Source organism: Maribacter sp. MS6 (genome assembly GCF_056839185.1).
The window spans coordinates 3,931,635-3,958,331 of sequence record NZ_CM166389.1; the positions used below are offsets into that span (position 1 = coordinate 3,931,635).

At 39.8% G+C, this 26,697-nt stretch carries 21 protein-coding genes; 12 read left to right on the top strand and 9 right to left on the bottom strand.

Going from position 1 to position 26,697, the window contains the following annotated elements:
* The first annotated feature begins 116 nt into the window (after positions 1 to 116).
* From MS6x_RS17190 to MS6x_RS17210, 5 genes are all read left to right on the top strand, one after another.
* The gene (locus MS6x_RS17190; protein WP_482603789.1) at positions 117 to 911 is read left to right on the top strand and encodes a universal stress protein; all 795 of its coding nucleotides are present in this window, start codon (positions 117 to 119) and stop codon (positions 909 to 911) included.
* Positions 912 to 1,086: 175 nt separating this feature from the next.
* The gene (gene pckA, locus MS6x_RS17195; RefSeq protein ID WP_482603791.1) at positions 1,087 to 2,721 is read left to right on the top strand and encodes a phosphoenolpyruvate carboxykinase (ATP); all 1,635 of its coding nucleotides are present in this window, start codon (positions 1,087 to 1,089) and stop codon (positions 2,719 to 2,721) included.
* A 12-nt stretch (positions 2,722 to 2,733) separates the two neighbouring features.
* Positions 2,734 to 4,737, top strand: a complete 2,004-nt coding sequence (locus MS6x_RS17200) for a fumarate reductase/succinate dehydrogenase flavoprotein subunit (RefSeq protein WP_482603793.1) — start codon at positions 2,734 to 2,736, stop codon at positions 4,735 to 4,737.
* 19 nt (positions 4,738 to 4,756) lie between these two features.
* Positions 4,757 to 5,497 (top strand): succinate dehydrogenase/fumarate reductase iron-sulfur subunit, encoded by a 741-nt coding sequence (locus MS6x_RS17205; RefSeq protein WP_482603794.1) that lies wholly within the window; start codon positions 4,757 to 4,759, stop codon positions 5,495 to 5,497.
* A 309-nt stretch (positions 5,498 to 5,806) separates the two neighbouring features.
* On the top strand, positions 5,807 to 6,529 hold the full coding sequence (locus tag MS6x_RS17210; RefSeq protein ID WP_482603796.1) for an energy transducer TonB: 723 nt from the start codon (positions 5,807 to 5,809) through the stop codon (positions 6,527 to 6,529).
* Positions 6,530 to 6,670: 141 nt separating this feature from the next.
* Here the strand turns inward: MS6x_RS17210 and MS6x_RS17215 are convergent, their stop codons facing one another.
* The 4 genes from MS6x_RS17215 to MS6x_RS17230 all read right to left on the bottom strand — a co-directional run bounded on the left by MS6x_RS17215 (position 6,671) and on the right by MS6x_RS17230 (position 13,126).
* Positions 6,671 to 8,452: a Na/Pi cotransporter family protein gene (locus MS6x_RS17215; RefSeq protein ID WP_482603797.1), complete on the bottom strand. Its 1,782-nt coding sequence runs from the start codon at positions 8,450 to 8,452 to the stop codon at positions 6,671 to 6,673.
* Positions 8,453 to 9,045: 593 nt separating this feature from the next.
* Complete coding sequence (locus tag MS6x_RS17220) at positions 9,046 to 10,410, bottom strand: aldehyde dehydrogenase (RefSeq protein ID WP_482603799.1); 1,365 nt, start codon at positions 10,408 to 10,410, stop codon at positions 9,046 to 9,048.
* Between the two features lie 369 nt (positions 10,411 to 10,779).
* The gene (locus MS6x_RS17225; protein WP_482603800.1) at positions 10,780 to 12,126 is read right to left on the bottom strand and encodes a Gfo/Idh/MocA family protein; all 1,347 of its coding nucleotides are present in this window, start codon (positions 12,124 to 12,126) and stop codon (positions 10,780 to 10,782) included.
* Between the two features lie 25 nt (positions 12,127 to 12,151).
* On the bottom strand, positions 12,152 to 13,126 hold the full coding sequence (locus MS6x_RS17230; RefSeq protein ID WP_482603802.1) for a formylglycine-generating enzyme family protein: 975 nt from the start codon (positions 13,124 to 13,126) through the stop codon (positions 12,152 to 12,154).
* Positions 13,127 to 13,409: 283 nt separating this feature from the next.
* Here MS6x_RS17230 and MS6x_RS17235 point away from each other — a divergent pair, with 283 nt between their 5' ends.
* Positions 13,410 to 13,952: a DUF427 domain-containing protein gene (locus MS6x_RS17235; protein ID WP_482603804.1), complete on the top strand. Its 543-nt coding sequence runs from the start codon at positions 13,410 to 13,412 to the stop codon at positions 13,950 to 13,952.
* A 41-nt stretch (positions 13,953 to 13,993) separates the two neighbouring features.
* Here the strand turns inward: MS6x_RS17235 and MS6x_RS17240 are convergent, their stop codons facing one another.
* Genes MS6x_RS17240 through MS6x_RS17260 form a run of 5 tightly spaced genes read right to left on the bottom strand, consistent with a single transcriptional unit; the run spans position 13,994 to position 18,642 of the window.
* Complete coding sequence (locus MS6x_RS17240) at positions 13,994 to 15,154, bottom strand: metal ABC transporter permease (protein ID WP_482603805.1); 1,161 nt, start codon at positions 15,152 to 15,154, stop codon at positions 13,994 to 13,996.
* The gene (locus tag MS6x_RS17245) at positions 15,147 to 16,262 is read right to left on the bottom strand and encodes a metal ABC transporter permease (protein ID WP_482603807.1); all 1,116 of its coding nucleotides are present in this window, start codon (positions 16,260 to 16,262) and stop codon (positions 15,147 to 15,149) included. The genes MS6x_RS17240 and MS6x_RS17245 overlap by 8 nt, the downstream gene beginning before the upstream one ends.
* 2 nt (positions 16,263 to 16,264) lie before the next feature.
* Entirely contained in the window at positions 16,265 to 17,005 is a 741-nt protein-coding gene (locus MS6x_RS17250; RefSeq protein ID WP_482603808.1) for a metal ABC transporter ATP-binding protein, read from the bottom strand.
* Positions 17,006 to 17,041: 36 nt separating this feature from the next.
* Positions 17,042 to 17,953 carry a metal ABC transporter solute-binding protein, Zn/Mn family gene (locus MS6x_RS17255; protein ID WP_482603810.1) on the bottom strand — a complete coding sequence of 304 codons (912 nt, stop codon included), beginning with the start codon at positions 17,951 to 17,953 and terminating at the stop codon, positions 17,042 to 17,044.
* Between the two features lie 35 nt (positions 17,954 to 17,988).
* On the bottom strand, positions 17,989 to 18,642 hold the full coding sequence (locus tag MS6x_RS17260; protein WP_482603811.1) for a metal-dependent transcriptional regulator: 654 nt from the start codon (positions 18,640 to 18,642) through the stop codon (positions 17,989 to 17,991).
* Positions 18,643 to 18,735: 93 nt separating this feature from the next.
* Here MS6x_RS17260 and MS6x_RS17265 point away from each other — a divergent pair, with 93 nt between their 5' ends.
* The 6 genes from MS6x_RS17265 (at position 18,736) to MS6x_RS17290 (ending at position 26,671) form a co-directional block, all read left to right on the top strand.
* Positions 18,736 to 21,102 (top strand): TonB-dependent receptor, encoded by a 2,367-nt coding sequence (locus MS6x_RS17265; protein ID WP_482603812.1) that lies wholly within the window; start codon positions 18,736 to 18,738, stop codon positions 21,100 to 21,102.
* Positions 21,103 to 21,112: 10 nt separating this feature from the next.
* Positions 21,113 to 21,622, top strand: a complete 510-nt coding sequence (locus tag MS6x_RS17270) for a thioredoxin family protein (RefSeq protein ID WP_482603813.1) — start codon at positions 21,113 to 21,115, stop codon at positions 21,620 to 21,622.
* Positions 21,623 to 21,764: 142 nt separating this feature from the next.
* Positions 21,765 to 22,811, top strand: a complete 1,047-nt coding sequence (locus MS6x_RS17275; RefSeq protein ID WP_482603815.1) for a zinc-binding metallopeptidase family protein — start codon at positions 21,765 to 21,767, stop codon at positions 22,809 to 22,811.
* 402 nt (positions 22,812 to 23,213) lie between these two features.
* Positions 23,214 to 24,653, top strand: coding sequence for a circularly permuted type 2 ATP-grasp protein (locus MS6x_RS17280; protein WP_482603817.1), 1,440 nt, complete (start codon positions 23,214 to 23,216; stop codon positions 24,651 to 24,653).
* A 67-nt stretch (positions 24,654 to 24,720) separates the two neighbouring features.
* Positions 24,721 to 25,698 carry an alpha-E domain-containing protein gene (locus tag MS6x_RS17285; protein WP_482603818.1) on the top strand — a complete coding sequence of 326 codons (978 nt, stop codon included), beginning with the start codon at positions 24,721 to 24,723 and terminating at the stop codon, positions 25,696 to 25,698.
* A gap of 124 nt (positions 25,699 to 25,822) precedes the next feature.
* A complete protein-coding gene (locus tag MS6x_RS17290) occupies positions 25,823 to 26,671 on the top strand; it encodes a transglutaminase family protein (protein ID WP_482603820.1) in 849 nt (282 codons plus the stop codon).
* Positions 26,672 to 26,697 lie beyond the last annotated feature (26 nt).

The following is a 26,697-nucleotide window of genomic DNA, read 5'->3' on the forward strand; positions in this document are numbered from 1 at the left end:
TAAATTCTCACCAGTATCAATTAAATGGATTTTTTGTTTATATGACGCCTGTCATATTTTATTTGCCAAAGTGCGTTTATTTTTACAGTGTATCAAACGTAAAACCAAGTGTAGTCATGAAGAAAATCCGTAGCATTTTAATTCCGTTCAATTTTTCTAGAACTGCAAAACGGGCTCTTGCTTATGCGGTTGATTATATAGGCATAGATGAAAATCAAAAAATTGTTTTGGCCTATATTTCGGAGGATCAAAATTTAGAAAAACTGAGGGAGGAGTTTAAGACAACAGAGGAGAAACATCAAGCATCGCTTAAGCAGCCTATAGAATGGATCACTGCAAGCGGCAGCTTGACGGACACCATCATTGAAATCCAAAAAGCCAAAGAGATAGACCTTATCATAATGGGTACTTTTAGTTCTTTAGGCGTTTGGGACGAGGATCTAAGTAATACGTCAACATTGGTTTTAGAAGCAGAATGTCCTGTATTGGTAGTACCTTTTGTTTTGGAAGAATTTAGACTAAAGAACATTGCCCTGGTACTAGGTAAAGAGGAAATAGAAAACACTAAAGTACTGAATACATTATTACACGTAGCACGTAAATTCAATGCTAAGGTTCACGTGATTACCGTAGAAAATAAACCGGAATCTTATGGCTATTCTAAAATAGATGAAAAGAACGAAAATGCATTACAATACTATCTCGAAAATTTTTATTCAGAGCATGTTTTTATTAAAAATCCTGATATTTTGGAAGCAATCTTGACCTATACTTCCGAAAAGAATATTGATATGATTGCGATTCTTCCAAGAAACCATATGGCCAACGGTAAATCGTCAGAAGGCCAACTTACCCAAATGTTAACGTTACATTCCCCAATACCTGTTTTAGCAATTGATAAAACCATTTAATTTTTACACAGGCTATCGTTCAAATTCGTCATTACGAATATGTAGTTCGTTTTTAGAATAGTATTGCTGAATGTGGTCTCCTTTAACTAAAATAGTAGCTCTTTTCAGGTCCCCATTATTTTGGTGCCACGTTTACGAGCTTTTAATATAGTATTAATAATAAAACCTTTACGGTATGGAAATTAAATCAAAAACACCTAAAAATAGCAATCTCAGTAGGTATGGATTGCAAGATGTTACCGCCCACTGGAATTTGGATGCGGATACCCTACAAAAAATTACAATAGAAAAGGGGATGGGAACCCAAAGCGATAACGGAACACTTTGTATTACTACTGGGAAATTTACGGGAAGATCGCCAAAGGACAGATTCTTGGTAAAGGATGCCTATACCAAGGATAAGGTCTGGTGGGGGCGAATCAATAAACCGCTGGAATCCGATAAGTTTGAAATGCTATATAATGAAGTAGCGAAGTATTTATCGGGAAAAGAGGTATATGTACGTGATGCCTATGTATGCGCCCATCCAGAGTATCGGATGAACGTCCGTACGGTTACCGAATATCCATGGTCCAACTATTTTGTCAAAAATATGTTCATTGGCTTGGAAGATTATGAAATAGAGAATTTTAAGGAAGAGTGGTTGGTCTTATGCGCTCCTGGTTATGAGGCGAAAAATCCTGAAATGTACGGTCTAAGAAGCGGGAACTTTTCAATACTCGATTTTACGCGAAAGGTAGCTTTGGTTGCTGGTTCTGCTTACACTGGAGAAATGAAGAAGGGAATCTTTTCTGCTTTGAACCTTATCCTTCCCATTGAAAAAAATGTACTGCCTATGCATTGTTCCGCCAATGTAGGTGAAGCTGGGGATACTGCTATATTTTTTGGGCTCTCCGGAACGGGAAAAACGACGCTATCCGCAGATCCAGAACGAAAATTAATTGGTGATGACGAACACGGTTGGACTGCCGATAATGTCATTTTTAACTTTGAAGGTGGATGCTATGCCAAGGTCATTGACCTTACCGAGGAAAAGGAACCAGATATCTATCGCGCTATTCGTCCAGGAGCACTTTTAGAAAACATAGTGTTTAAAGAAGGTACCAAAGAAGTAGATTATTTTGATAGTTCCATAACCCAGAATACACGGGTAAGCTATCCGATAAAGCATATAGACAACATTGTAATGCCCTCTTTTGCCAAAAACCCGAAGAATGTTTTTTTTCTCACCTGCGATGCCTTTGGTGTACTGCCTCCGGTATCCAAGCTTACACCCGGGCAGGCCGCGTATCACTTTATATCTGGCTATACAGCAAAAGTCGCTGGAACAGAGGCTGGTATCAACGAGCCCGTACCGTCATTCTCGGCGTGTTTTGGTGAGCCATTTATGCCCTTACATCCCACTGTATATGCCGAAATGCTAAGTAAAAAAATGACCGAGGCAGGAGTAAATGTTTGGTTGATCAACACGGGTTGGAGCGGAGGTCCTTACGGTGTTGGTTCTAGAATTAAACTCAAATACACAAGGGCGATGATTTCATCTATTTTAGAGGGGGAATTGGAAAAGGTGGACTACGAGCAGCATCCCATTTTTGGGTTGCACATGCCTAAGTATTGCCATAACGTTCCTTCCGAAATGTTAGATCCCATGAATACTTGGTTGCAAAAAGGAGCCTATGTAAGTAAGGCCATTCAATTGGCACATTCGTTTCATCTAAATTTCGACAAATTTATTAATTTGGCATCGGAGGAAATTATGCATGGCGGTCCATTAATAGATGCGCATCAAATAATGGACAATAACTTGTAAACAATATTTTGGATGAACCGATTGGATGCTAAAATACCATCAGGACCATTAAACCAAAAATGGACGACCCATAAAAATAATCTCAATCTTATAAGTCCCGCCAACAAGCGAAAACTAGATATTATTGTTGTTGGTACCGGTCTTGCCGGTGGGTCGGTTGCGGCCACTCTGGCAGAACTCGGCTACAATGTTAAATCGTTTTGTTTTCAGGACTCTCCACGAAGGGCACATTCCGTTGCTGCGCAGGGAGGTATAAATGCAGCTAAGAATTATCAAGGCGATGGAGATTCTGTTTACCGTTTGTTCTATGACACAATTAAAGGAGGGGATTACCGGTCACGGGAAGCCAATGTATATCGGTTGGCCGAGGTTTCTTCGAACATTATAGATCAATGTGTGGCACAGGGTGTGCCCTTTGCCAGAGAATATGGTGGACTTTTGGATAACCGTTCTTTTGGAGGCGTGCAGGTTTCCCGTACATTTTATGCAAAGGGACAAACAGGACAGCAATTATTACTAGGGGTGTATTCGGCCATGAACAGACAAATTGCCCGTGGTAAAATTCAAATGTTCAACCGACATGAAATGATGGATGTTGTTTTGGTCAATGGCAAATCACGTGGTATTATTTCTAGAAATTTGGTCACTGGGAAAATAGAGCGCCATGGGGCACATGCGGTAATAATAGCGTCTGGTGGCTACGGAAATCTTTTTTATCTCTCAACCTATGCAATGGGGAGTAATGCATCTGCCGCATGGAAGGCACATAGAAGAGGTGCTTTTCTGGCGAATCCATGTTTCAATCAAATACATCCTACCGCAATACCGGTTGGCGGTCCTAACCAATCTAAACTGACCTTGATGTCCGAATCCTTGCGAAACGATGGTCGTATCTGGGTACCTAAAAGCTTAGATGATGCAAAGGCCATTAGAGAGGGGAGAAAAAAACCAGAGGATTTAGGAGAAGACGATCGCGATTATTATTTAGAACGGCAATATCCGGCATTCGGTAATCTCGTACCTAGGGATGTAGCTTCGCGAGCAGCAAAAGAACGTTGTGATGCAGGGTTTGGGGTGAACATAACTGGCCAGGCCGTGTTTTTGGATTTTGCTTCGGCCATTCAACGTTTTGGCAGAGAACAAGCGCACATCAAACGATTAGACAATACAGATGACAAAATTATAGAAGGATTGGGTAGGGAAATGATGAAACAGAAATATGGTAATCTGTTTCAGATGTATCAAAAAATTGTAGATCAAAATCCGTATGAAACCCCAATGAAAATATACCCCACTACCCATTATACCATGGGCGGGCTTTGGGTAGACTATAATTTAATGACAACCGTTCCAGGTCTTTTTGCTATAGGTGAAGCTAATTTCTCCGATCACGGTGCAAATAGGTTGGGTGCATCTGCCTTAATGCAAGGGTTGGCAGATGGATATTTTGTTTTACCTTATACAATTGCGGACTATCTTTCCGAAGAAATCGGTACCGGAAAAATTAGCACTTTGTCTGTTGAATTTGAAAAGGCCGAGATTGAGGTAAAAAATACAATAGATACGTTAATTGCCAATAAAGGATTACATCCCGTAGACTATTTTCATAAAAAGCTGGGCACTATTATGTGGAAGTATTGTGGTATTAACCGCTATAAAAAGGGGCTAGAAACTGCTATGATTGAGATTGCGTTACTTAGAAAGGAATTTTGGGAGAACGTTATTGTTCCAGGAACAGCAAACGAATTTAATGAAGAATTGGCCAAAGCAGGGCGTTTAGCCGATTTTTTGGAATTGGGTGAACTTTATTCCAAGGACGCGTTGAGCCGCAAAGAATCTTGTGGTGCGCATTATCGTGAAGAGCATCGAACCCCAGAAGGCGAGGCTATGCGCGACGATGAAAATTTTGCCCACGTAGCTGCTTGGGAATACATGGGAGAGCCGGGTAAATGGAATTTGCATAAGGAAAAATTGGTATACGAAAGCGTAACCGTACAGCAACGAAGTTATAAATAAACCAAAAAAGGAAATAGGAATGAAACTAACCTTGAAAATTTGGCGGCAAAAGAGTAGCAAGGAAAAAGGAACGTTGACCCAGTATTTATTGGATAATGTGAATCCCGATGATTCTTTTTTGGAAATGTTGGACACCCTTAATTACGACCTTATTTTAAAAGGCGAAAGTCCCATTGCTTTTGATCACGATTGTAGGGAGGGTATTTGCGGTATGTGTTCCCTTTTTATAAACGGTCAGCCGCATGGGCCGGATAGGGGTATAGCTACCTGCCAATTACATATGCGTAGATTTAACGATGGGGATACCATTTATATAGAACCATTCAGGGCCAGGGCTTTCCCGATTATAAAAGACCTTGTTATAGATCGCTCTGCTTTTGACCGCATACAACAGGCAGGTGGTTTCGTATCGGTCAATACTTCCGGCAATACACAGGATGCAAATACGATTCCAATTAAAAAGTCGATTGCAGAAGCCGCATTCGATTCCGCAACCTGTATTGGCTGTGGTGCCTGTGTGGCCGCTTGTAAAAATGCATCTGCCATGTTATTCACATCTGCCAAGATATCTCAGTTATCCCTGTTACCACAAGGAAAAGTGGAAGCAAATACCAGAGTGCAACATATGGTAAAACAAATGGATTTGGAAGGTTTTGGAAACTGCACCAATACCGGCGCATGCGAATTAGAGTGTCCCAAGGAAATAAAACTAACCAATATAGCCCGAATGAATAGCGACTATTTTGAAGCCCATATTTAAAAGTGGTATATAAAGTCTGAGATACACGCTGCTTAATTAAATGCTTTTATTTCTCTTTTCAGGGTTGTTTGGTACTAAGTGCCTCTTCAAATTAGAATCCTATACGCATCTCTATCTTAACTGGGTCGGTTACCTCTGCAGAATAATCGATTAGTAAATAAGCTGATAGCCTTCCTCATGGTTATTAGTTTATCCAGATTCATCCTCTTTTGGAAAATAAACATCGGTGACCAAACTGATATATATCATATTTACTCTTGCAAAATAAAATTAATTTTAAGGAAGTAACCCACTTAAAACCATCCTATTATGCAAGTTAAAAAGAATCCAAAGTTCGATTTGAATTTAAATAGTGGCCTATATTTTGTTATTGGGTTAACCCTTGTACTTTTCCTTACATGGCGGGCATTGGAATATAAAACCTATGATAAAGAAGATTTATTAGTAGAATCAATGAACGTTGTAGACGAAATAAAGGAAGATGTTCCAATGACAGAACAGGTAAAGACATTGCCGCCACCCCCTCCACCAGCAGCGCCGGAAATTATTCAAATCGTGGAGGATAATGATGATATAGAAGAAACCATTATAGAAAGCACCGAGACGGATCAAGAATCTGTAATAGAGGCCCCTGTTGAGGTAGATGATATTATAGTTGATGAATTAGAAGAAGAAATATCGGTGCCTTTTGCCATAATTGAGGATATTCCTATTTTCCCAGGTTGTGAGGACATAAAAATCAAGGAAGAGCAAAGAGCCTGTTTTCAAAAAAAGATTCAAGAGCATGTAGCTAAAGAATTTAAATATCCCGAGGTAGCTATCGAAATGAATATACAAGGTAAGGTATATGTGCAATTTGCCATAAATACTAAGGGATACATTTCTGATATTCGTGTGCGAGGACCTGATAAAAATTTAGAAAATGAGGCTGTTCGTATTGTTGCGGCAATACCAAAAATGACCCCTGGAATGCAGCGGGGTAGGGCCGTACGTGTTCCTTATAGTATACCTATTAACTTTAAATTAGAATAAGGACAATAGGAACAACTTATAAATTGTACGTGTAGCTTTTCTTATATAGAACCTTAATTTGAACCTTTTGATAACTGATCTTTTCGCTGAATAGATTCATTTTGACTGTTCTACTAGAAACAAAATTTAGAAGAAACAAGATTAGGTATTCTCCCGTTCTATTGGTTTTCCATTTTCCAATAAGGAATCTCTTTCTCCATAGAGAAGTTCTGCTACCGATATTAAATTTTTAATCATCTCGTTAAGGTTGTCCTTATCATTGACCAACGAAGAGGCCATGTCAGCATTAATTAGGTCTTTTCGTATTAAGATATTAATAGATTTTGTGTTTTGATATTTTGTTTCTTTTGCTTCGTTTCTAAGTTTCAATAGTTTTGAAAAATAGATTTCTTTATCCTCCTGTGTTCTGAACAAATAAATGACGCGTAGGACCCTAATGATTTTTTTTCGAAACTTATCGTATTCCTTTTCCATATGGCTATTATCCGAGTCTAAATAACGCGATACGTTTCTACCTAATTCCCTAACCGCATTGATAGTCTCCACCATTTTACGATTAGCGATTATTAGTTCAGAAATACGGTTATTCATACGCTCACTCATCTTTAGTTTACTTTGGGCTGTGGTAGCATATCTAATTATTTCTCCGTAGATCGTCTTTACCTTACTGTAGTATAAATCCCTGACATCGGTGTTAAAATTATTTTTTGATTTTTTGATGATATCCTTTGCTTTCAAATCGGATTTTATGTCTTCTCTATGAATGTTTAAAGCATGTGTAACAATTTCAAAGACTGCATTTTCGTACAAATATTTTGATTCATTTGTTAAGGCCAAAACAGCGGTACTCGGAAATTTTAAAACAGTTTCATTTAAATATTTGGGAACCTCTATTCCCTTATCTTTTTTCTCCCTAAAAAAACGAGTCAAGAATTTTTCGGTTGTTTTTATAAGCGGTAGCATTATAATTACACCTAAGACATTGAAAATTGTATGGAACATTGCGAGTTTTAGCGTAAAATCATCAGTGGAAATACCTACTAAATCTGCTAAGTAATCGACTAGGTCTGCTAGCGGAAATATGATGGCCAAGGCGACCACCCCTGTAATCAAATTGAAAATTAAATGCGCTCCTGCCAGTCGTTTTCCGGCAATATTAGAACTTATGGAGCCTAATACGGCGGTAATAGTTGTGCCAACATTTGCGCCTATGGCCAGCGCCAACGCATTTTCATATTCAATTTGCCCAGCGGCCAAAGCGGTTAAAATTAAAGCCAATGTGGCACTACTGGACTGGAGAATTGTAGTTATTACAATTCCGATTCCTGCATAAATGATAATACCTACATATCCTGGTATAGCATATTGGGTTAGATCAATGTATTCCTTGAACACATCAAAGCCTTCTTTCATGTAATGAATTCCCAAGAAGAAAAATCCCAAACCGGCAAGAATATTGCCAATGCCTTTTAGGTTAACCCTTTTCTGCAATGAGAAAACAATACCGAATACGAGCATAGGCATTGCCAAGGCCGATATTTTTATTTTCAAACCAAAAGCAGCTACTAGCCATGCGGTAGCAGTAGTTCCGATATTTGCCCCAAAAATTAAACCCATTCCACCACCAAGGGTAATCAATCCAGCACTCATAAATGAAATAGCAACTACCGATACCAAAGAACTTGATTGAATGAAGGCGGTAACCAAAGCGCCTGCGGCAATGCTTTTATATAGTTTATCGGTTGCTTTCTTTAAGATGTTTTGGAGAGGTCCTTTGGTGAAAACTTTAAAACCTTCCTCCAACATTATCATACCAAACAGTAAAATGGCAACGCCTGCTGTAATCGTTTGAAAGTTTGGGTTAATAAATAAAATAATCCCAAGCAGACTTAAAAAGATATAAAAAAAGGATTTTTTTATCATAGAACACCATAATTGGATGATTGTATTAGATTCATTTTATAAATCAATACTATGTAAATTTAAAGTAAGTATAATGTAAATTAATTACAAATTCCTTCGGAGATTTCTTATTTAAAATTAGAATTGAATTTTAATCGATTCTTTAAATTATCCAGTGCCTTTACCTTGTTCAATATACTTTCCTCTGATTTGACTTTCGTTATCATATAAAAGGGGAACAAGGCACTTACAATTAATATGACTTTAACATAATGCTCTTTTGAATAGCTCTTCGATAAGACTTTTCGGTTGTAACAAGTACTGTAACAACTGGGATGTTATATGGTCTGAATCTTTATAATTGCCGACATCCCATTCATTCCCTTTTACCTGAAAAAGAAGTGAAACAACCAGAAGTTCAATGTCATCTTAGCGTTAGTACTTTTGCCCTTATTGAAAAGAAATGCAGCGGTGGCTAAACCCCTTACTTGCACTTTTACTGGTAGCGTTATAAACGTCCAACACTAATATTTTGTATTGTTAGATTGAATGATTTAATAGGGTAAAATGAAGTGGAGTACTATTCAGGTTAGCGGTAATAAAAAATGTAACTATCAGAACAAGTGTTTCACTTTTTTAATAAACTTTAGGGGCAGCGTATAGGGCGGATAGCGCACAGGAGCCTCAAACCAATTGGCTTTTTTTACAATACTTTTATGGTGAGAAAACAGGTCAAAGGATGTTTTGCCATGGTATGCACCAATACCGCTGTTCCCAACGCCACCAAAGGGCAGATTTTTATTAGTAATCTGTATGATGGTATCGTTTATGGCGCCTCCCCCAAAACTATATTTTTTTATTATTTTTTTTTGGAATGATTTCTTATTGGAGAATACGTACGTTGCCAAAGGCTTGCCGTAGTTCATAATATGGCGCTCAATATCGCCATCGGTTTCGTATGCTATGATGGGCAGAATGGGGCCAAAAATTTCTCCTTGCATTAATTTACTATCTAATTTAGGTTCGTTGACCAAGGTAGGGGAGATAAAGTTTTCCTCATCTGTGGTATTGCCACCGAACAGGATATCCTGCCCTTCCAACATCCCTTTTAAGCCAGAATAGTGGTTCGCGCTTACCGTTCTGGCATAATCTGGTGATGCTTCTGGGTTTTCCCCATAGGAATCCGTAATACTTTGTTTTAAGGCGGCTACTAATTTATTTTTTACAGAATGATGAACCAAAACATAATCCGTGGCAATGCAAGTCTGCCCTGCGTTTAAGAATTTGCCCCATACAATACGTTTTGCCGCTTTAGATATAGATGCGGTTTCATCTACAATAGTCGGATTTTTACCTCCCAGTTCCAAGGTTACGGGCGTTAAATGTTTCGCGGCGCTTTCGTACACAATTTGCCCTACTCGGGTGCTTCCCGTAAAGAAGATGTAGTCCCATTTTTGGGCGAGTAATTCTTGAGATGTTTCCACACCACCTTGGATTACGGTAACGTGAGCTGGCTCAAAACTGGCGGCCACAATTTCCGAGATAATTTTTGCCGTATGTTGTGTCACTTCAGAAGGTTTAACAATGGCGGTGTTTCCCGCCGCTACCGCTGCAATTAATGGCGCAATGGCCAATTGAAAGGGGTAGTTCCATGGGGCAATGATTAAAACGTTTCCGTAGGGTTCTTTGTAGATCCAATCAGATGAGGGCCAATTCATAAGACTACTGGAAACCCTTTCCGGTTCTGCCCATCCGTCAATTTTCTTCAGGGTATTCTTTATATCTGCCAAAACAAACTGAGTTTCGGCTGCCAAGGTCTCGAACTTTGGTTTTTTAAAATCTGCATAGATAGCATCACAGATGTCGTCCTCCCTTGCCACGATTTCGTGTTGGAGTCGTTTCAAGGCTTTTTTTCGAAAAACGACATCCTTTGTTTGCTGGGTCTTAAAAAACTCGACTTGTTGTTGTAGCTGTTGCATCTGTCCTAACTCATTTCAAATTATGTTTCATAAAAATAAGGAAAGTCAACGGCTCTTGTAATTGTGAAAGAATCAAAAACGTGCTCTTTAAAATCCAAAATGATTCTAACTGCAAATGGAACATAAGGACAGGCTTATCAAAACCGCTGACACCGTTTTAAATCCCAATATGGTGCTCATTCTAGATTCTTCAATAATAACCACCTTCAGGATTTTTTTAAAAAAGTAATCCAATATCACATTTTGTAGTTTTTGGTTTTCAAACCAAACGCTAGTAATAAACCTTGGGCTACAAAACGTATTCGTCTTTAATCGTTTCTTTTTACCTAGCTAGTTTGTTCAACATTCACATGCTCCATTCCCATAGACTTAAACAAAAACATCCGTTTCACCTGGCGCAGGAATAGGATAGTGTCCGTTAGTGTCCGGCATTACAGGCGGTGTGGAATTCCAGTCCATATCTTTAGGTACCAAAAGCTGTGTGGATTTCATGGCCTCGTCCCATGTTACCACTTTGCCGGAATAGGTAGCCATTCTTCCCAAGATAGCGGTCATAGTACTTTTTGCTCCGTTTTCCGCATCACTGATGACTTCATTGTTTCGTATGGAAGCAAATAACCTATCGTGCTCTACTTGGTAGGGATTGGGGTCGTTTTTACCACGATGTTCAAATATGGAGTTACCTTCCAAGTCCACAATACTGGCCGTACCCGCGTCTTTCATATCGATACGTCCTTTGGTACCTTGAAAATTCTCGCCCACTTTGGACCAAGTCCCCGGTTGATGGCGGCATTGACTGGAAATTACCGCACCACTTGGGTAGGTAAATTCTACAAAATGATGATCAAATATTTCACCATGGTCAATGCCCGTTCGGATTTGACGCCCGCCCATACCTTGGGCGGCAATAGGATACTCTCCCAAGAACCAGTTGGCAACATCGATATTGTGAATGTGCTGCTCAAGAATATGATCGCCACAAAGCCAGTTGAAGTAGTACCAATTACGCATTTGATATTCCATTTCGGTTTGGCCAGCTTGTCTAGGTCGTACCCAAACGCCTGCGCTGTTCCAATACACTTGGCCGGAGGTTATTTTTCCCACGGCTCCTTCTTCGATTTTTTCGGCAATGGCTAAATAATTATCTTGATAATGTCTTTGTAGTCCGACGACCACATTCAATTTTTTTTCTTTAGCTACCTTGGCCATTTTCAATACCTTCCGTATGCCAGGTACATCTGTTGCCATTGGCTTTTCCATGAATATGTGCTTTCCAGCATTTACCGCATATTCAAAATGATGGGGGCGAAATCCGGGAGGCGTAGCAAGAATTACAACATCGGCTTGGTCTATGGCCATTTTATAAGCGTCAAAACCAACATATTTATGCTTGTCTTTTACGTTCACTTTACCCGTTCCCTCATAGGCTTTTTGGAGATTATTAAGGCTCTCGTCTAGCTGATCTTGAAAAGCATCTGCCATGGCTACCAGTTCTACATTTTCATCTGCTTTCAACGCTTGGTTGGCGGCACCTGTACCACGGCCACCGCAACCTACCACGGCTATTTTCAGTTTTTTATCGTTAAAGACATTTGCCATGGCGTTTAGTTCTATTCCCGGCAAGAGCATCCCTGCTGTTACTAATGCACTGCTTTTAACAAAACCCCGTCTGGAAGGTGTTATTAAATTGGATGTTGATTTTCCTGATTTTTCCATGCGTTTGATTTTTGTGGTTTTATACTTATTGGTTCCAATATTTTTTCATTTCTTTTGGGGCTGGTGCCGATGCTTGTCGCACGATTCTAAACCCTACAAATGGGGCATCGGTATTCCACCATTTACTTTTTGGAAATTGAGGGTCCCGCATTTTCCATTTTTCCATGGAAGGCATTCTAGCAGCACTCCGCAACCATTCTTCGTCATCGTCATATGAACCACCGCGCACTGTTCTTGGATATTCTGTAGTAGCAGTTTCCCAAGGGTTTTCAGTGGTCGATTTTCTATTTTGATATATCTTAGGCAGGTACTGGTCCAAGGTCCATTCTGCCACATTGCCGTGCATATCATATAATCCCCAGGGATTCGGTTTTTTCTGACCGACTTTGTGATAGGTGCCGTTACTGTTCGAATAGTACCAAGCATAGTCGTCCAAGTCCGAAACTTCATCTCCAAAATGATACGCAGTAGTACTTCCGGCCCGTGCCGCATATTCCCATTCGGCCTCGGTAGGCAATCTATAGAAATAGCCTGTTTTTGCGGACAGCCATTTACAAAAAGCAGATGCTGCTAGATGCGTTACATTTCCAACAGGCAATCCAGCATCCGTACCCATTCCCAGACTCATATCTACATAAGGAACGGTTGCCCCAGAGACGGCATCAACCTCCATAGTTAAATCATCACCTTTTTCATAGTTAGTCTCGTTATCTATATTTCGGTTGATGAATAGGTTGTATAATTCCCAAGTAACTTCATATTTAGACATCCAAAACCCATCGATTTCAACGCTATGTGTTGGACCTTCGTCCGTATCCCTGTTTTCTTCGGATTGCGGACTCCCCATCGTGAAACTTCCCTCCGGGATATAGACCATATCAATCGCTAGTTTTGTTCCGGGAAGTTCTTGCCGGTAATGGTGCCCATCTTTTGTTTGTGCATTACAGAAAAAGCTAGCTAACAGGACTCCAACAAGCATTGTGTTGTTACAAGTTATCATTTTCTAAATATAGGTTATTTTAAAAACTTGAAAAAGCCTTTTGTGGTTGATAAGGAAATGGCTATCGTAACTATTTCTTTGGGAGTCTCAAATCTAATGGAGTGGTCAAATTATTTGTAAATATCAGCTTACATCTTTCAAAACAACTATTTAGCAAAGCGCTTATGAGGATTGCACTTGATGCTAAACCGTAGTTTTGAAAAGAGGTTCTTTTAGGAGCGTCAACCATAATCAACTATTTTTAGTACCTTCTGGAAAAGTGTAGATTTTTAAAATTAATTGCATGAAAAATTGGTTGCAACAGGCTCGTGATAGCTGGAACAATACAGGAAAGGAAAGACCGCCATTCGCCATAGCTCCTAAAAAGGGGCAGCGTTCAGTCTGGGATTTTCCACGACCTCCTAAAATCGAAAAAGTACACAAAACCATAGTAGTGAGCATTAAAGGGCAGGTAATCGCAGAGACCGGTAAGGCATTGGCGGTTTTGGAGACGGCTAGTCCGCCTACATACTATATACCACAAGTGGATGTAGATATGGGTATGCTAGTAAAAATAGCAAACAGATCGTCCATGTGCGAATGGAAGGGTCATGCTGTGTATTGGGCTTTGAAAACCATGGGTGATCAACCGGTAGCATGGTCATATCCCAAGCCATTTTCCGAATTTGAAGCGGTAAAAAATTATTTTGCCTTCTATCCACAACAGTTAGAATGTTCGGTGGCCGGAGAAAGAGTGCGGGCACAACCCGGAGCATTTTATGCAGGATGGATTACCTCTGATTTGGTAGGACCGTTTAAAGGAGAAAAAGGTAGCGAACATTGGTAATTTGGAAAAGTACTATTCCATTTCGTATTATAGTTGTTTTACTAACCCCTAAACAGGAAAAATCGTTCTTTTAGCTCTTCAATAGCCGTAGCCTTATTCGTGGTGATATATTTCAATGCCTCGTCAGTAAATTCTTGACCTTTCTCGGTTAAGGAAACGACATCACTTGAAGTTTTTATCAAGTTATTTTTAGTGGCCAATTCAAGAACTGTTTTCGCACGAACTTTCTGCCAGTTAATGTGTTCCCTAAGGTGATTAACATGTCTTTCTTCTTGTTCTGTGTGGTTTTGAAGATGTAATAAGAATACAAGTAGGGAAACTTCTACACGCTGTTGTCGTTCCCTGAAAAAACCAAACAAAACCCCTTGCTTTGGTGAAAATAAATAGGCCGATAAGAATACAATTCCCAATACGGTGGTCATAGATCCAGCAATGGAGGCATCTAAAATATTTGCCATCCAATAGCCCGAAATTGCAGAAAAGACACCAAAGAGACAGCTCAAAACCAGCATTTTTCTCAAGTCGTCCGTAAGTAAGTAAGAAGTTGCAGCTGGCGCAATAATAAGCGCAACTACCAAGACAGCACCTACAGCATCAAAAGCGCCCACAATAGTGACCGAAGATACGGTCATAAGTCCATAATGAACTAATATGGGCGAAAATCCTAAAGTAGTTGCTAAACCTTTGTCAAAGGTGCTTAATTTTAGCTCTTTGAAAAATAGGAAAAGAAGCACTACGGAAACCAGTAAAATCGTGCCGATAACCCAGAGCGACTTAGGCCCAATGTCTGTTCCGGTAATCAGGAGTCGATCAAAAGGGGCAAAGGCTAGTTCTCCCAACAGTACGGCATCAATATCCAAATGCACGTCATTGGCATTCTTGGCAATCATGATAACTCCGATACTGAACAAGGCCGGAAAAACCAATCCAATGGCAGTGTCCTCCTTTACCAATCCTGTTTTTTGGATAAATTCTACCAACACCACGGTAATGACGCCTGTAAGCGCTGCCAGCAGTATTAATAGCGGTGAATTTAAATCTTGAGTGATAAAAAAGCCTAAAACAATTCCGGGAAGTATTGCGTGACTAATGGCATCGCTGATCATCGCCATTTTACGGAGCACCAAAAAAGTACCAGGTATAGCGCAGGCTACAGCAACCAACGCCGCAATGAGCTGTATTTCTAGTTGTGCGCTAGTCATTTTCTTTTCCTATTTGATTAAATATGGATTCTGCTGCTACATAGCCTTTTTCGGTCATTGCCCAATTGTTTCCTTGGAGCTGTATGAACTGTTGTTCCTCTAATTTGGTCAATGTTTTTCTGGTAAAGCCCTGAAAATTATTGAGGATGCGGATGGCATGCGGATGCGATACGTTTTCATGTGTCTTGGCAATGTGGTACATAAATGTCAATGTTTTTTTCAAGTGCAGTTCCCTTCGATTTTTGCGAAAACGGATTTCCCTGAGCAACAATCCCCGCCCAGGGGAAAAAACGAAAGAAATGACTACAAAGGCCGCGGCCACTAATACGATAACAGGGCCTGTGGAGAGGTTATTCTGACTGGCGCTGATCGCAGTACCAAAAACACCTGAAAATGCACCAAAAATTGCAGCCAAAATCACCATGATACCCAAGTTATTGGTCCATTGCCGGGCCGCAGCTGCAGGAGCCAACAACATGGCACTCATGAGTACGACGCCAACAGTCTGTAGGCCTAAAACAATGGCGAGGACTATAAATGTGGTAATCAATATGTCTAAAAAACGAGTATTAAAACCCAAGGTTCTGGTGTAGTCGGCATCAAAGAGCAGCAGTTTGAGTTCTTTCCAAAACAAAAGTAAAACGAGTAAACTAACTCCTGTAACCACGGCCATGATCCACACATCTTCTTCTACCAAAGTAGCAGCCTGACCGAAAAGATACTTATCCAACCCAGCCTGATTCGCGTTAGGCATTTTTTGGATAAAGGTGAGCAATAACATTCCAAAACCAAAAAATAGCGAAAGGATCAGCCCTAAAGCGGTATCGCTTTTTAGACGTGTTCTTTTAACGATACCTTTAATCCAAAATGTACCTACTAGTCCACTAATAAGAGCACCAATTAAAATAATATTGGCATCCTTTATTCCGGTGATCAAGAACGCAATCGCGATTCCGGGGAGTGCGGCATGGGAAATAGCATCACCTAGTAGACTCTGTTTTCGCAACACTGCAAAACTTCCCAACATGCCACAGATGCCACCTAAAATTGCCGTACCTAGTGTAATGGTACGAAGGGTGTAATCTGTGAAGAAGTCGGTTAGTTCCATTCCTATTGATTTACGGCTACTTTATAGTTTATCCCATAGGTTTTGGTGAGATTGTCGTCATTGAAAATATCCATGACGGGCCCTGAGGCTATTCCCTTGACATTTAGGAACGTAACCCAATCAAAATACTCGGGAACAGTTTGTAGATCATGATGTACCACTATTAGTGTTTTTCCTGCTTGGCGGAGTTCTTTCAGGATGTTGATTATGGCCTTTTCCGTGGTGGCATCAACGCCTTGAAAGGGTTCGTCCATCAGATATATTTCTGCATTTTGAACCAAGGCACGGGCTAAAAAAATGCGTTGCTGTTGTCCGCCGCTTAGCTGACTTATTTGCCGACTCTTAAATTCCAACATCCCCACTTTTTCCAAGGCTTCTAAGGACGCTTTTTTCTCTTTTTGTCCAGGACGCCTTATCCAACCCAAACTTCCGTAAGTCCCCATCATGACCACATCTAAAGCGGTGGTGGGAAAATCCCAGTCTACACTTCCTTTTTGCGGAACGTAAGCGACTTTATCCACTTGTTTCTTATAAGCTTCCCCAAAGACTTGAACGGTGCCAGCAATTGGTTTTATAATCCCTAGAATGGACTTTATTAACGTAGACTTTCCTGCACCATTAGGTCCTACGATGGCCATAAGAACCCCTTCAGGAATCACAAGGTCTATATCCCATAAGACCGGTTTGTAGTCGTAGGCTACGGTAAGGTCATCTATTTGTATTGCAGGAAGATTAGTATTCATATGGTCCTTTTTATCTAACTATTTTAATTCAATTACCTAGTCTAAAGCTTCAACAATGGTATTGACATTATACCTAAACATACCTAAATAGGTTCCTTCTTCCGTCCCTGCATTGCCTAAAGCATCAGAATATAAGGTACCACCAATTGCTACTTCAAAACCTTTGGATAGAACCGCTTGCTGCAACGCTTCAATGGTACGTTTTGGTACGCTGGTCTCTACGAAAATGGCTTTTACTTTTTTATCGATAATCAGTTTTGCCAGGTTTTGAACATCTTGCACTCCTGCCTCGGTTGCGGTGCTTAGGCCTTGTAATCCTACCACTTCAAAACCGTAAGCTTCACCAAAATAATTGAAGGCGTCATGAGCGGTAACCAATATGCGCTTTTCCTTGGGCAGCGTGGCGATTGTTTGCTTTATCTCATTTTCCAAGAGGTCCAATTTTTTTAAGTAGGCAGTTTTGTTCGCTTCGAAATATGTGGTGTTTTCTGAATTCAACCTGCTTAATTCTGAGGTTAAATAGTTAGTCAGTTGTTTCCAATAATCAATGTTAAACCATATGTGCGGATCATAGTTAGAAGCAAAATATTCCGAACCTATCAACTTGTTTTTATCCAATGCTTCTGCTAAGGCAATTGTATTGGTATTTCTGCCCATTTTTTCAAAAACATCTACCAGTTTGCCTTCTAAATGTAAGCCGCTGTAAAAAACGACATCGGCATTAGTAAGTTTGGTTACGTCGCCCTCGCTAGCCTTGTATAAATGCGGGTCTACCCCGCTGCCCATAAGACCTTGCACGTTAACCGAATCGCCCCCAATATGCTTAACAAGGTCCGTTATCATGGTAGTGGTGGTTACAATATTTAGTTTTCCATTTTTTGTTTTCTTTTCATCGCTACAACTTGCAAGGAGTATTATAACAAATAGTAATGGTATTATTTTTTTCATGTTTCTATTTAGAAGTGTTTTTAGTGCCTTATCGCTTAGCTTTCAATATAAATGTTATCTGTAGCGGTTTTAGACAATAATATTTCCTTTTTACCTACTAATACCGTCATACTATGGTCAAAGGATTCAATATTAACTACTTCGATAGGGGTATTTAGGCCAATGTCCTGCTTGGCAACGAATTGCAAAAAAGCTGATGAGTTATCATTGAAACCCTTGCAAACACCCTTATCGCCTTGTTTTAGGTGCGATAGTTTCTTTTTGGGGGATTTGGGAAGATTCCCATTTGCATCGGGAATGGGGTCTCCGTGGGGATCATATTCCGGTCGGCCCAAAAAGGCATCTAATTCCTCTACGAGTTTTGGGGATTTTATATGTTCCAATTGTTCCGCCACATCATGTACTTCATCCCAATTAAAATTGAGTCGCTCTACCAAAAAATATTCCCAAAGTCTGTGCTTTCTTACAATAAGCAGAGCATGCTTTCTGCCCGCATCCGTTAATTGTACGCCATAATACTTCTGATAATCTACCAATTCCTTTTCCGCCAATCGCTTTATCATCTCGGTGACCGATGCCGCTTTGGTATGCAGTTGTTCGGAAAGACTACTGGTAGAGATGCCACCATCCACTTCTTCCTGTAAATGAAATATGGCTTTTAAATAATTTTCTTCGGAAGGTGTAAACATAATTTTCAACTAGTATGTAAAGATACATTTTATCTTTTAATAATAAATTATTAGGTTTGCCTAAATATTATATTCAATAGTTTTTAAAATTACATGAAAGAGTCGGTTAAGCTGGTATTTATTATCATATTGGGGCTAGTTTCAGTTGTTCATGGGCAAAAATCAACTGCAACTATTGCGGGGCACATAACTGCGGACGGGAAACCAGTGCCATTTAGCAGCATTTATGTTCAACACATTGGTAAAGGAACCAGTGCCAATGGGGTTGGTTTTTATGAACTAAACCTGCCTGCTGGAACACATAGTATACAGGTTAGTTCACAAGGGTATAGAAGTACCGTTAAAAAGATTACCGTATCGGCTAAGGAACGAATCACAGTCGATTTTGAGCTGTTAAAGGATGCCTTAGGTTTAGATGAGGTTGTTATCAGTGCTACCCGGAACCGAGTAGAACGTAAAAATACACCTGTAGTGGTATCTACCATAAAACCTCGCTTACTTAATGCCACTCAATCGCTTTCTGTCGCAGACGGACTCAATTATGCTCCTGGTGTACGTGTAGAAACCAATTGTCAGAATTGTGGCTTTACCCAAGTACGGTTAAATGGTTTAGCGGGTGGGTATACCCAGGTTTTATTAAATAGTAGGCCTGTATTCTCCTCTTTGTTAGGTGTATATGGTCTAGAACAAATTCCCACAAATATAATTGAGCGAATAGAAGTGGTGCGCAGTGGGGGTTCTGCCTTGTACGGTTCCAATGCTATCGCAGGTACTGTAAATGTAATTACAAAAGATCCCATATTGAATACTTGGGAAATTGGTACCAACTTGGCTTTGATTAACGGGGAAGCTGCAGACCGTATGTTAACGTTTAATACGTCTGTTGTTGCAAATGATTTGAATAGTGGCGTAACGCTATTTGGAACGTATCGTAATCGTGAAGCTTGGGATGCCAATGATGATGGCTTTTCCGAAATGGTAGAGTTGCGTAATAACACAGTAGGTGGAAAAGCTTTTGTTAGACCAAATGACCAGAGTCGGTTATCCGTTAACCTAAACGCCATACGAGAGTACCGCCGAGGTGGAGATCGATTAAATTTGTCTCCGCAGTTTACAGATATCACAGAAGAACTGGATCATGACACCTTTATTGGCGGTATAGCGTATGAAATTAATAGTAAAGATTATACAAGTCAATTCCAAGTCTATTCTTCCGCTTCTTACACAAATAGGGATAGTTACTATGGCGGACTTGGTGGCGGTCGTACACGGCAAGATAGTATATTAGCTAACAATGCTTTTGGAACCACCAAAGACCTTGCTTGGGTGAATGGCGTACAGTTTACAAAAAGCTTTAAGAATAAAGACGTATTGACCATGGGTGCCGAATTTAACTATACCGAAACCGAGGACCGGATTCCTGGTTATAATCGTTTGATTGATCAACGCGTAAATTCATTGGGTGGTTATGCGCAGTATGAATGGAAACCTACCGAAAAATTTACATTACTAGCCGGAACTCGAATTGACAACGTACACGTAGATGGCGATTATTCTATTGGCGGAATTGACCGAGGAGTAGATATAAATCAAACCGCATTTTCGCCAAGGTTAACGGTCTCCTATCAAGTTTTGGAAGACTTAAAATTTAGAGGTGGCTATGCAAAGGGTTTTAGGGCACCACAGGCTTTTAATGAAGATTTGCATATTTCCAGTGTAGGGGGAGAACCTCAGTTTGTGATTTTATCCGATAATTTAGATACGGAATATTCTAATGCCTACACGGGTTCATTTAATTATTCTAAAAATATAAATCTGTTACAGTTAGATTTTCTGTTGGAAGGTTTTTATACCACCCTAGAAGACCCTTTTACCTTAGTGAGTACCGGTGCCGTACTGGAAAACGGTTCTATTCTTGAAGAAGTTCGTAACGGTGAGGGTGCAAAAGTATATGGCACTAATTTTGAGTTTGGTATATCTCCTAATCAAAAATGGCAGTTTCAGTTGGGTGGAACGGTACAGAAAGCAGAATACGATGCACCTCAACTTTTGTTTGAAACCGATGGAACACTTGGTGAAACAGATATTCTTGTAGATGAATTTGTTAGAAACCCTAATTTCTATGGCTACTTGAATACAGCTTGGATCCCTAGTGAACGTTTTAATGTAGATATTACGGGAACGTATACAGGCAGTATGACCGTTCCAAGAGTTATAAGCGATACGGGATTTTTACAATTGAACGATACCGGCTCTTTTTTCGATTTAAACCTAAAGCTGGAATCTCATGTGGATTTTAATGAAAATTTTATGATGACCTTTTCCTTAGGTGTAAAGAATATCTTCAATAGTTTTCAAGATGATTTTGATAGTGGCCCCACGCGGGATTCGGATTATGTCTATGGCCCGGGGACACCGAGAACTTTTTTCTTTGGTGTAAAAATTGGTAAGTTGCATTAAAAGTACGGTCATGGAACTGATGTTTAATAGAAAAGTTTTAGCTGTATTGGGTATGTTCTTCCTTACCTCTATATCACAGTTACTGCAGGCCCAAAACCAGGGCATTAATTGGTTAACCTTTGAGCAGTTGGAAGATTCCTTGGCGGTCAGACCAAAAAAGGTATACATCGATTTTTACGCGGAATGGTGTGCTTATTGCAAAAAAATGGATGAAGCAGCATATTCAGACCCGCAAATCATTAAAATGTTGAATACAGACTACTACGCCGTAAAAATGAATGCTGAAACTACCAATACTATTACTTTTGAGGGTCGGGTTTTTAAAAACAAACAGCTCGGTAAAACACGTAATCCAGTACACGAGCTTCCATTATTATTAGCTACTAGGGAAGCAGTTCCCTTTTCATTGCCTGCAATTGTAATTTTGGACGAATCGTTTCAGATTACAGCTCGTTACTTTGAATATCTTTCCCCAAAACGTATGGCATCTATTCTAAATACGGATTCAACCTTCGATTGAAATAGTAAACCATCGGACTATCTTTTTCAGAATATTAGCTGAATTAGTATGGTGAGGTTTAATTACCAAATTCTTTGCTATCTTTTTTAAGAGGTCCAAGGAAAATATATACCATCTTTGTTACAATACTAAACAAATGCAGATGAAAGTCTTTGAATGTGGTCATTGTAAATACCCCTTGTTTTTTGAGAACAATCATTGTGTAAATTGTGGTCACAATTGTGGTTATAGAGATTGGGACCGTACCATGCTAACGTTCAATCCTTATAGAGATTCTTTGATTTCCGATCGTGAAAATTGGAGTTATAAGTATTGTAAAAATAACCGACATGCAGTCTGTAATTGGGTCTTGGAGCAAAACGATATTCACGAATTCTGTACTGCATGCCAGCTCAACAGAACTATTCCCGATCTTTCCGATGAAGCCAATTTTCCGAAGTGGAAGAGTCTTGAAATAGCCAAACACCGCCTCATTTACCAGCTTCAAAAAATCGGTCTTTCCCTACCAAGCAAAATGGTACAGGAAGAGGGCCTATGTTTCGATTTTATTGGCGAGCAGGGTAATAGGGATGTTATGACAGGCCATGCCAACGGGGTTATTACCATTTTACTCAAGGAGGCCGATTCCGTATCAAGAGAACAGATACGTAAGCAATTAGAAGAACCATATCGAACTTTGATAGGACATTTAAGACATGAAGTAGGACACTACTTTTGGGAACGATTGGCGGCAAATAATCAAATGTTCTTAACTGACTTCAGAACTATTTTTGGCAATGAGCAGTTGAATTATGGAGACGCTCTTCAAACCTATTATGTCAACGGTGCGCCAGTTGACTGGCGCAATTCCTTTATTAGCAAATACGCAACTGCTCACCCCTGGGAAGATTGGGCAGAAACTTGGGCACATTACCTCCATGTGATGGATATGGTAGAGACGGCCCATTTCTTTGGTTTAAAGGTAAATCCGTCTAGTACGAATACAACTATGAACGCAGAGGTTTCCTTTGATCCCTATACGATTGAAAATTTTGAAACGATCGTTAATAAATGTATGCCCTTATCTTTTGCTGTTAACAGTATTAACCGGGCCATGGGCATACCGGATGTATATCCCTTTGTGATTTCGCCGCCCGTAATCAAAAAAATGACATTTATTCACGAAGTATTATGGGCAAAGCGCAGATAGGTTTAGAGCTAAAACGCCATTAGTTATGCCAGTATCTGACATTAAGGTAATTAGCTTTTTCAGCTCCAAGTCGGCATAAACCCTTGCAAAAATAGCTCATCTTAACTCGGGGATAGTGTGGTTCAAGAAACCCTTTAGTTTTCCCCTGGTAATTTTAGGATGTCGTTTGTTGGTTATTTCCGATTTGCATTAATTTCACTTCAACCCTACGAATAGAAAAATATCCGGATTAACTAAAATAGTGACTTAATTTTTACTAAAACATCAGCTTAGGTCCAATTATTTGTTCTATCTTATAAAAGAATCAGAGGATAAAGGTTGATACCCCAATTTTATTTATATTTCCATAGTTCAGATTTCCAACCACTTACTTAATTAGTATTTAAACAAGCACGGAACAATATGTCTAAAGTAGATTTTAGTGAATACCAAATTAGCGGATTTTATGATGAAATGTTCAATGATGGACATATCGTTAGGCCTAGCTACGAACTTTTTAAGAAGAGTTTGGAGGACATAAGCTCCAAAAAACTGAACATGTTGCAACATTCCACAGACCGCGCCCAGTTATCATTGGGTATGACCTTTAATGTGTATAGCGATAATGAAGGTATAGAGCGAATTTTGCATTTGGACATCATTCCCAGAATTGTGAGCGGTACGGATTGGGACAACCTATCTAAAGGACTTCAGCAGCGAATCGTTGCATTGAACTTGTTCATCGACGATATCTACAACGATCAAAAATGTTTAAAGGATAATATAATTCCTAGAGAACTTGTACTTTCCTGTGCAGGCTACCTTAAAGAATGTGTTGGTTTAAAACCGCCAGAAAATGTTTGGAGCCATATCTCTGGTACGGACCTTATTCGCGGTGGTGACGGTCAGTTTTATGTTTTGGAAGACAATTTAAGATGTCCTTCAGGCGTATCCTATATGCTGGAAAATAGGGAAATACTAAAGCGGACCTTCCCGGAAATGTTTGAAAAATTAAAGGTTAGACCTGTACATGATTATTCGCACTACTTACGGGATATGTTGGAGTCGCTTACTAAGGTAGAAAAGCCAACTTTGGTGGTGCTGACTCCTGGTATTTACAACTCTGCCTATTTTGAGCATGCCTATCTGGCGCAACAAATGGGAGCGGAACTTGCCGAAGGACGAGATTTGGTCGTAAAAGATGGCTTCGTGTACATGAAAACTACGAACGGATTGCAAAAAGTAGATGTAATCTACCGTAGGGTCGATGATGATTTTATAGATCCATTGGCATTCAATAAAGATTCTCTTTTGGGAACACCAGGCCTCTTTGGAGCCTATCTTAAAGGAAATGTAGTTTTAGTAAATGCACCAGGTGCAGGAGTTGCTGACGATAAGGCCGTTTACGCCTATATACCTCGATTGATAAAATATTATTTGGGTGAGGATGCCTTACTGCCCAATATTAAAACGTATATCTGTGCAGAAGATGAGGACTGCAAATACGTTTTGGAAAATATTGCGAAGCTTGTCGTTAAGCAGACCGATGGTTCAGGGGGCTATGGCATGTTAATAGGCCCACATGCTACAAAAGCAGAACAGGATGAATTCGTTCTTAAAATAAAGAAAAATCCAAGGAATTATATAGCGCAGCCCATGATTAATCTATCTAGGGTACCCACGCTTTGTGATGAAAGTATCGAAGGAAGGCACGTAGATCTTCGCCCTTATGTATTATACGGTAAAGATATCAAGGTAATACCCGGTGCACTCACCAGAGTCGCTTTGACAAAAGGGTCTTTGGTGGTAAACTCTTCTCAGGGTGGCGGCAGCAAGGATACTTGGGTGCTGGACAAACAATAAACTAATTCTCAAAACCAATAGTTTCCAAAATAGAATCATTTGGAGATTTTCAATTTAAAATAACACTATGCTAAGTAGAATTGCAGATACCATGTATTGGATGAACCGATACCTTGAACGAGCCGAAAATTATGCCCGTTTTATGGATGTAAATTTTAATCTTTCCCTAGAGTCAACACCAGATGCTACGCAGCAATGGCTGCCACTTGTGATGATTACCGGTGATTGGCCCTTGTACGAAAAGCTACATAAGACGGTAGACAAGCAAAACGTTATCCATTTTCTAGGCTTTGATTCTGAAAATCCAAATTCCATATACAATTCTATCTGTAATGCAAGAGAAAATGCACGTGCCATAAGGCCAGAACTGACCAAGGAGGTATGGGAACAAATCAATTACCTGTATTATTTTGTAAAAGAGGGATTAGAGAAAAAACGATGGAAAGAACAAGATCCCCGACTATTTTTTAAAACGGTAAAGGAAGGTATTCAACTCCTGTACGGTATTTTTGATATTTCCATTTCACGTAACGATGGTTGGCATTTTGGCAAAATAGGACAGTTTATAGAGCGTGCGGACAAGACCTCTAGAGTATTGGATGTTAAATATCATATTCTGCTGTCAACGCCCAAGGCGGTTGGTACTCCTTTTGATTTATCGCAATGGGCGGCGCTGTTAAAATCAGTTTCTGCCTACGATATGTATCGAAAAAAATATGGAAAACTTACGGCCGTTAAAATTTCTGAATTTTTGATTCTGGACACGGTTTTTCCAAGATCCATGAACTTTTGTTTGATAGAGGCAGAGAAATCTCTAAAGGCTATTACAGGGAATGATATAGGATTTACCAATAGCGCCGAAAAACAACTGGGAATGCTAAAGTCACAGCTAGAGTTTGCAGATATCAATGAGATTTTTGAAGGAGGCCTGCACGAATATGTAGATGGCTTTCAGAAAAAACTTAATGAGGTATCCGTTTCGGTTTTCAATTCCTTTTTTGACAATACGAACGAACGGATAAGCATACAAACGCAAAGCCAATAGAAAGCGCAACACATTGTTAGTCTATTCTATTACCATAGGATAGCTTTTTATTAGGTGAGCTATCGGATATTTTTTTGTCCAACAAAATCCTTACGTTGCTAATCATAATCAACACAAAGCTCTTATGCAGATTGAAATTATACACGTAACCGAATATGACTATGCAGCTGAGGTGTTTTTTGAACCGCATGTTTTTAGATTCAAGCCAAGGGCAACGCCCTATGCAGAATTATCCCATTTTAACCTAGAGGTGGTTCCAAAGCCCATTGGAATTTCCGAACAGACCGATGCCGAGAACAATACGGTTCATTTCGCGTGGTTTGAGGGCATGTTTCGTAAGATGAGTATTAAGGCAACATCTACACTAAGTGCCAAACCCTATAATCCTTTTAATTTTCTGGTGTCACCGGAACGTTTTAATCAACTGCCTTTTAATTATGGCGATAGTCTAAATTCATTACTAAGGTCCTATTTGGAAAAGATAGCAATTGGTATGGATTTGATAGCCTATGGAGATGCCGTAATGAAGCGCGCAAATAACGACACGTTGACTTTTTTGAGTGACTTGACCAATCGTATTCATAAGGATTTTATTTTGGAAATACGAGATATTGGGGAGCCTTACCTGCCAAATGAAACCTTCAACTTAAAAAAAGCATCCTGTAGGGACTTGGCCTGGATGCAGATTCAACTGTTACGCCATTACGGTATGGCCGCCCGTTTTGTAAGTGGCTATTTTTATGTGGATATCGCCGAACCAAAGTATGAACTCCACGGCTGGACGGAGGTCTTTATCCCCGGAGCCGGATGGATAGGATATGACCCCAGTAATGGCATACGAACTTCAAATATGCATTTTCCTATATGCACCAGCGCCAACTATCAACATACGATGCCCGTTTCGGGGACCGTACGTGGTGATGCGACTTCGGAACTTACAACAGAGTTAGAGATTAATATGGTTAAAACCTGACTTTAATTTTCAACCAGTTATCTTTT

Bases quoted from the DNA above. Each gene is read 5' to 3' on its own strand.
- MS6x_RS17190 (WP_482603789.1), top strand. From the start codon at position 117: ATGAAGAAAATCCGTAGCATTTTAATTCCGTTCAATTTTTCTAGAACT.
- pckA (WP_482603791.1), top strand. From the start codon at position 1,087: ATGGAAATTAAATCAAAAACACCTAAAAATAGCAATCTCAGTAGGTAT.
- MS6x_RS17200 (WP_482603793.1), top strand. From the start codon at position 2,734: ATGAACCGATTGGATGCTAAAATACCATCAGGACCATTAAACCAAAAA.
- MS6x_RS17205 (WP_482603794.1), top strand. From the start codon at position 4,757: ATGAAACTAACCTTGAAAATTTGGCGGCAAAAGAGTAGCAAGGAAAAA.
- MS6x_RS17210 (WP_482603796.1), top strand. From the start codon at position 5,807: ATGCAAGTTAAAAAGAATCCAAAGTTCGATTTGAATTTAAATAGTGGC.
- MS6x_RS17215 (WP_482603797.1), bottom strand. From the start codon at position 8,452: ATGATAAAAAAATCCTTTTTTTATATCTTTTTAAGTCTGCTTGGGATT.
- MS6x_RS17220 (WP_482603799.1), bottom strand. From the start codon at position 10,410: ATGCAACAGCTACAACAACAAGTCGAGTTTTTTAAGACCCAGCAAACA.
- MS6x_RS17225 (WP_482603800.1), bottom strand. From the start codon at position 12,126: ATGGAAAAATCAGGAAAATCAACATCCAATTTAATAACACCTTCCAGA.
- MS6x_RS17230 (WP_482603802.1), bottom strand. From the start codon at position 13,126: ATGATAACTTGTAACAACACAATGCTTGTTGGAGTCCTGTTAGCTAGC.
- MS6x_RS17235 (WP_482603804.1), top strand. From the start codon at position 13,410: ATGAAAAATTGGTTGCAACAGGCTCGTGATAGCTGGAACAATACAGGA.
- MS6x_RS17240 (WP_482603805.1), bottom strand. From the start codon at position 15,154: ATGACTAGCGCACAACTAGAAATACAGCTCATTGCGGCGTTGGTTGCT.
- MS6x_RS17245 (WP_482603807.1), bottom strand. From the start codon at position 16,262: ATGGAACTAACCGACTTCTTCACAGATTACACCCTTCGTACCATTACA.
- MS6x_RS17250 (WP_482603808.1), bottom strand. From the start codon at position 17,005: ATGAATACTAATCTTCCTGCAATACAAATAGATGACCTTACCGTAGCC.
- MS6x_RS17255 (WP_482603810.1), bottom strand. From the start codon at position 17,953: ATGAAAAAAATAATACCATTACTATTTGTTATAATACTCCTTGCAAGT.
- MS6x_RS17260 (WP_482603811.1), bottom strand. From the start codon at position 18,642: ATGTTTACACCTTCCGAAGAAAATTATTTAAAAGCCATATTTCATTTA.
- MS6x_RS17265 (WP_482603812.1), top strand. From the start codon at position 18,736: ATGAAAGAGTCGGTTAAGCTGGTATTTATTATCATATTGGGGCTAGTT.
- MS6x_RS17270 (WP_482603813.1), top strand. From the start codon at position 21,113: ATGGAACTGATGTTTAATAGAAAAGTTTTAGCTGTATTGGGTATGTTC.
- MS6x_RS17275 (WP_482603815.1), top strand. From the start codon at position 21,765: ATGAAAGTCTTTGAATGTGGTCATTGTAAATACCCCTTGTTTTTTGAG.
- MS6x_RS17280 (WP_482603817.1), top strand. From the start codon at position 23,214: ATGTCTAAAGTAGATTTTAGTGAATACCAAATTAGCGGATTTTATGAT.
- MS6x_RS17285 (WP_482603818.1), top strand. From the start codon at position 24,721: ATGCTAAGTAGAATTGCAGATACCATGTATTGGATGAACCGATACCTT.
- MS6x_RS17290 (WP_482603820.1), top strand. From the start codon at position 25,823: ATGCAGATTGAAATTATACACGTAACCGAATATGACTATGCAGCTGAG.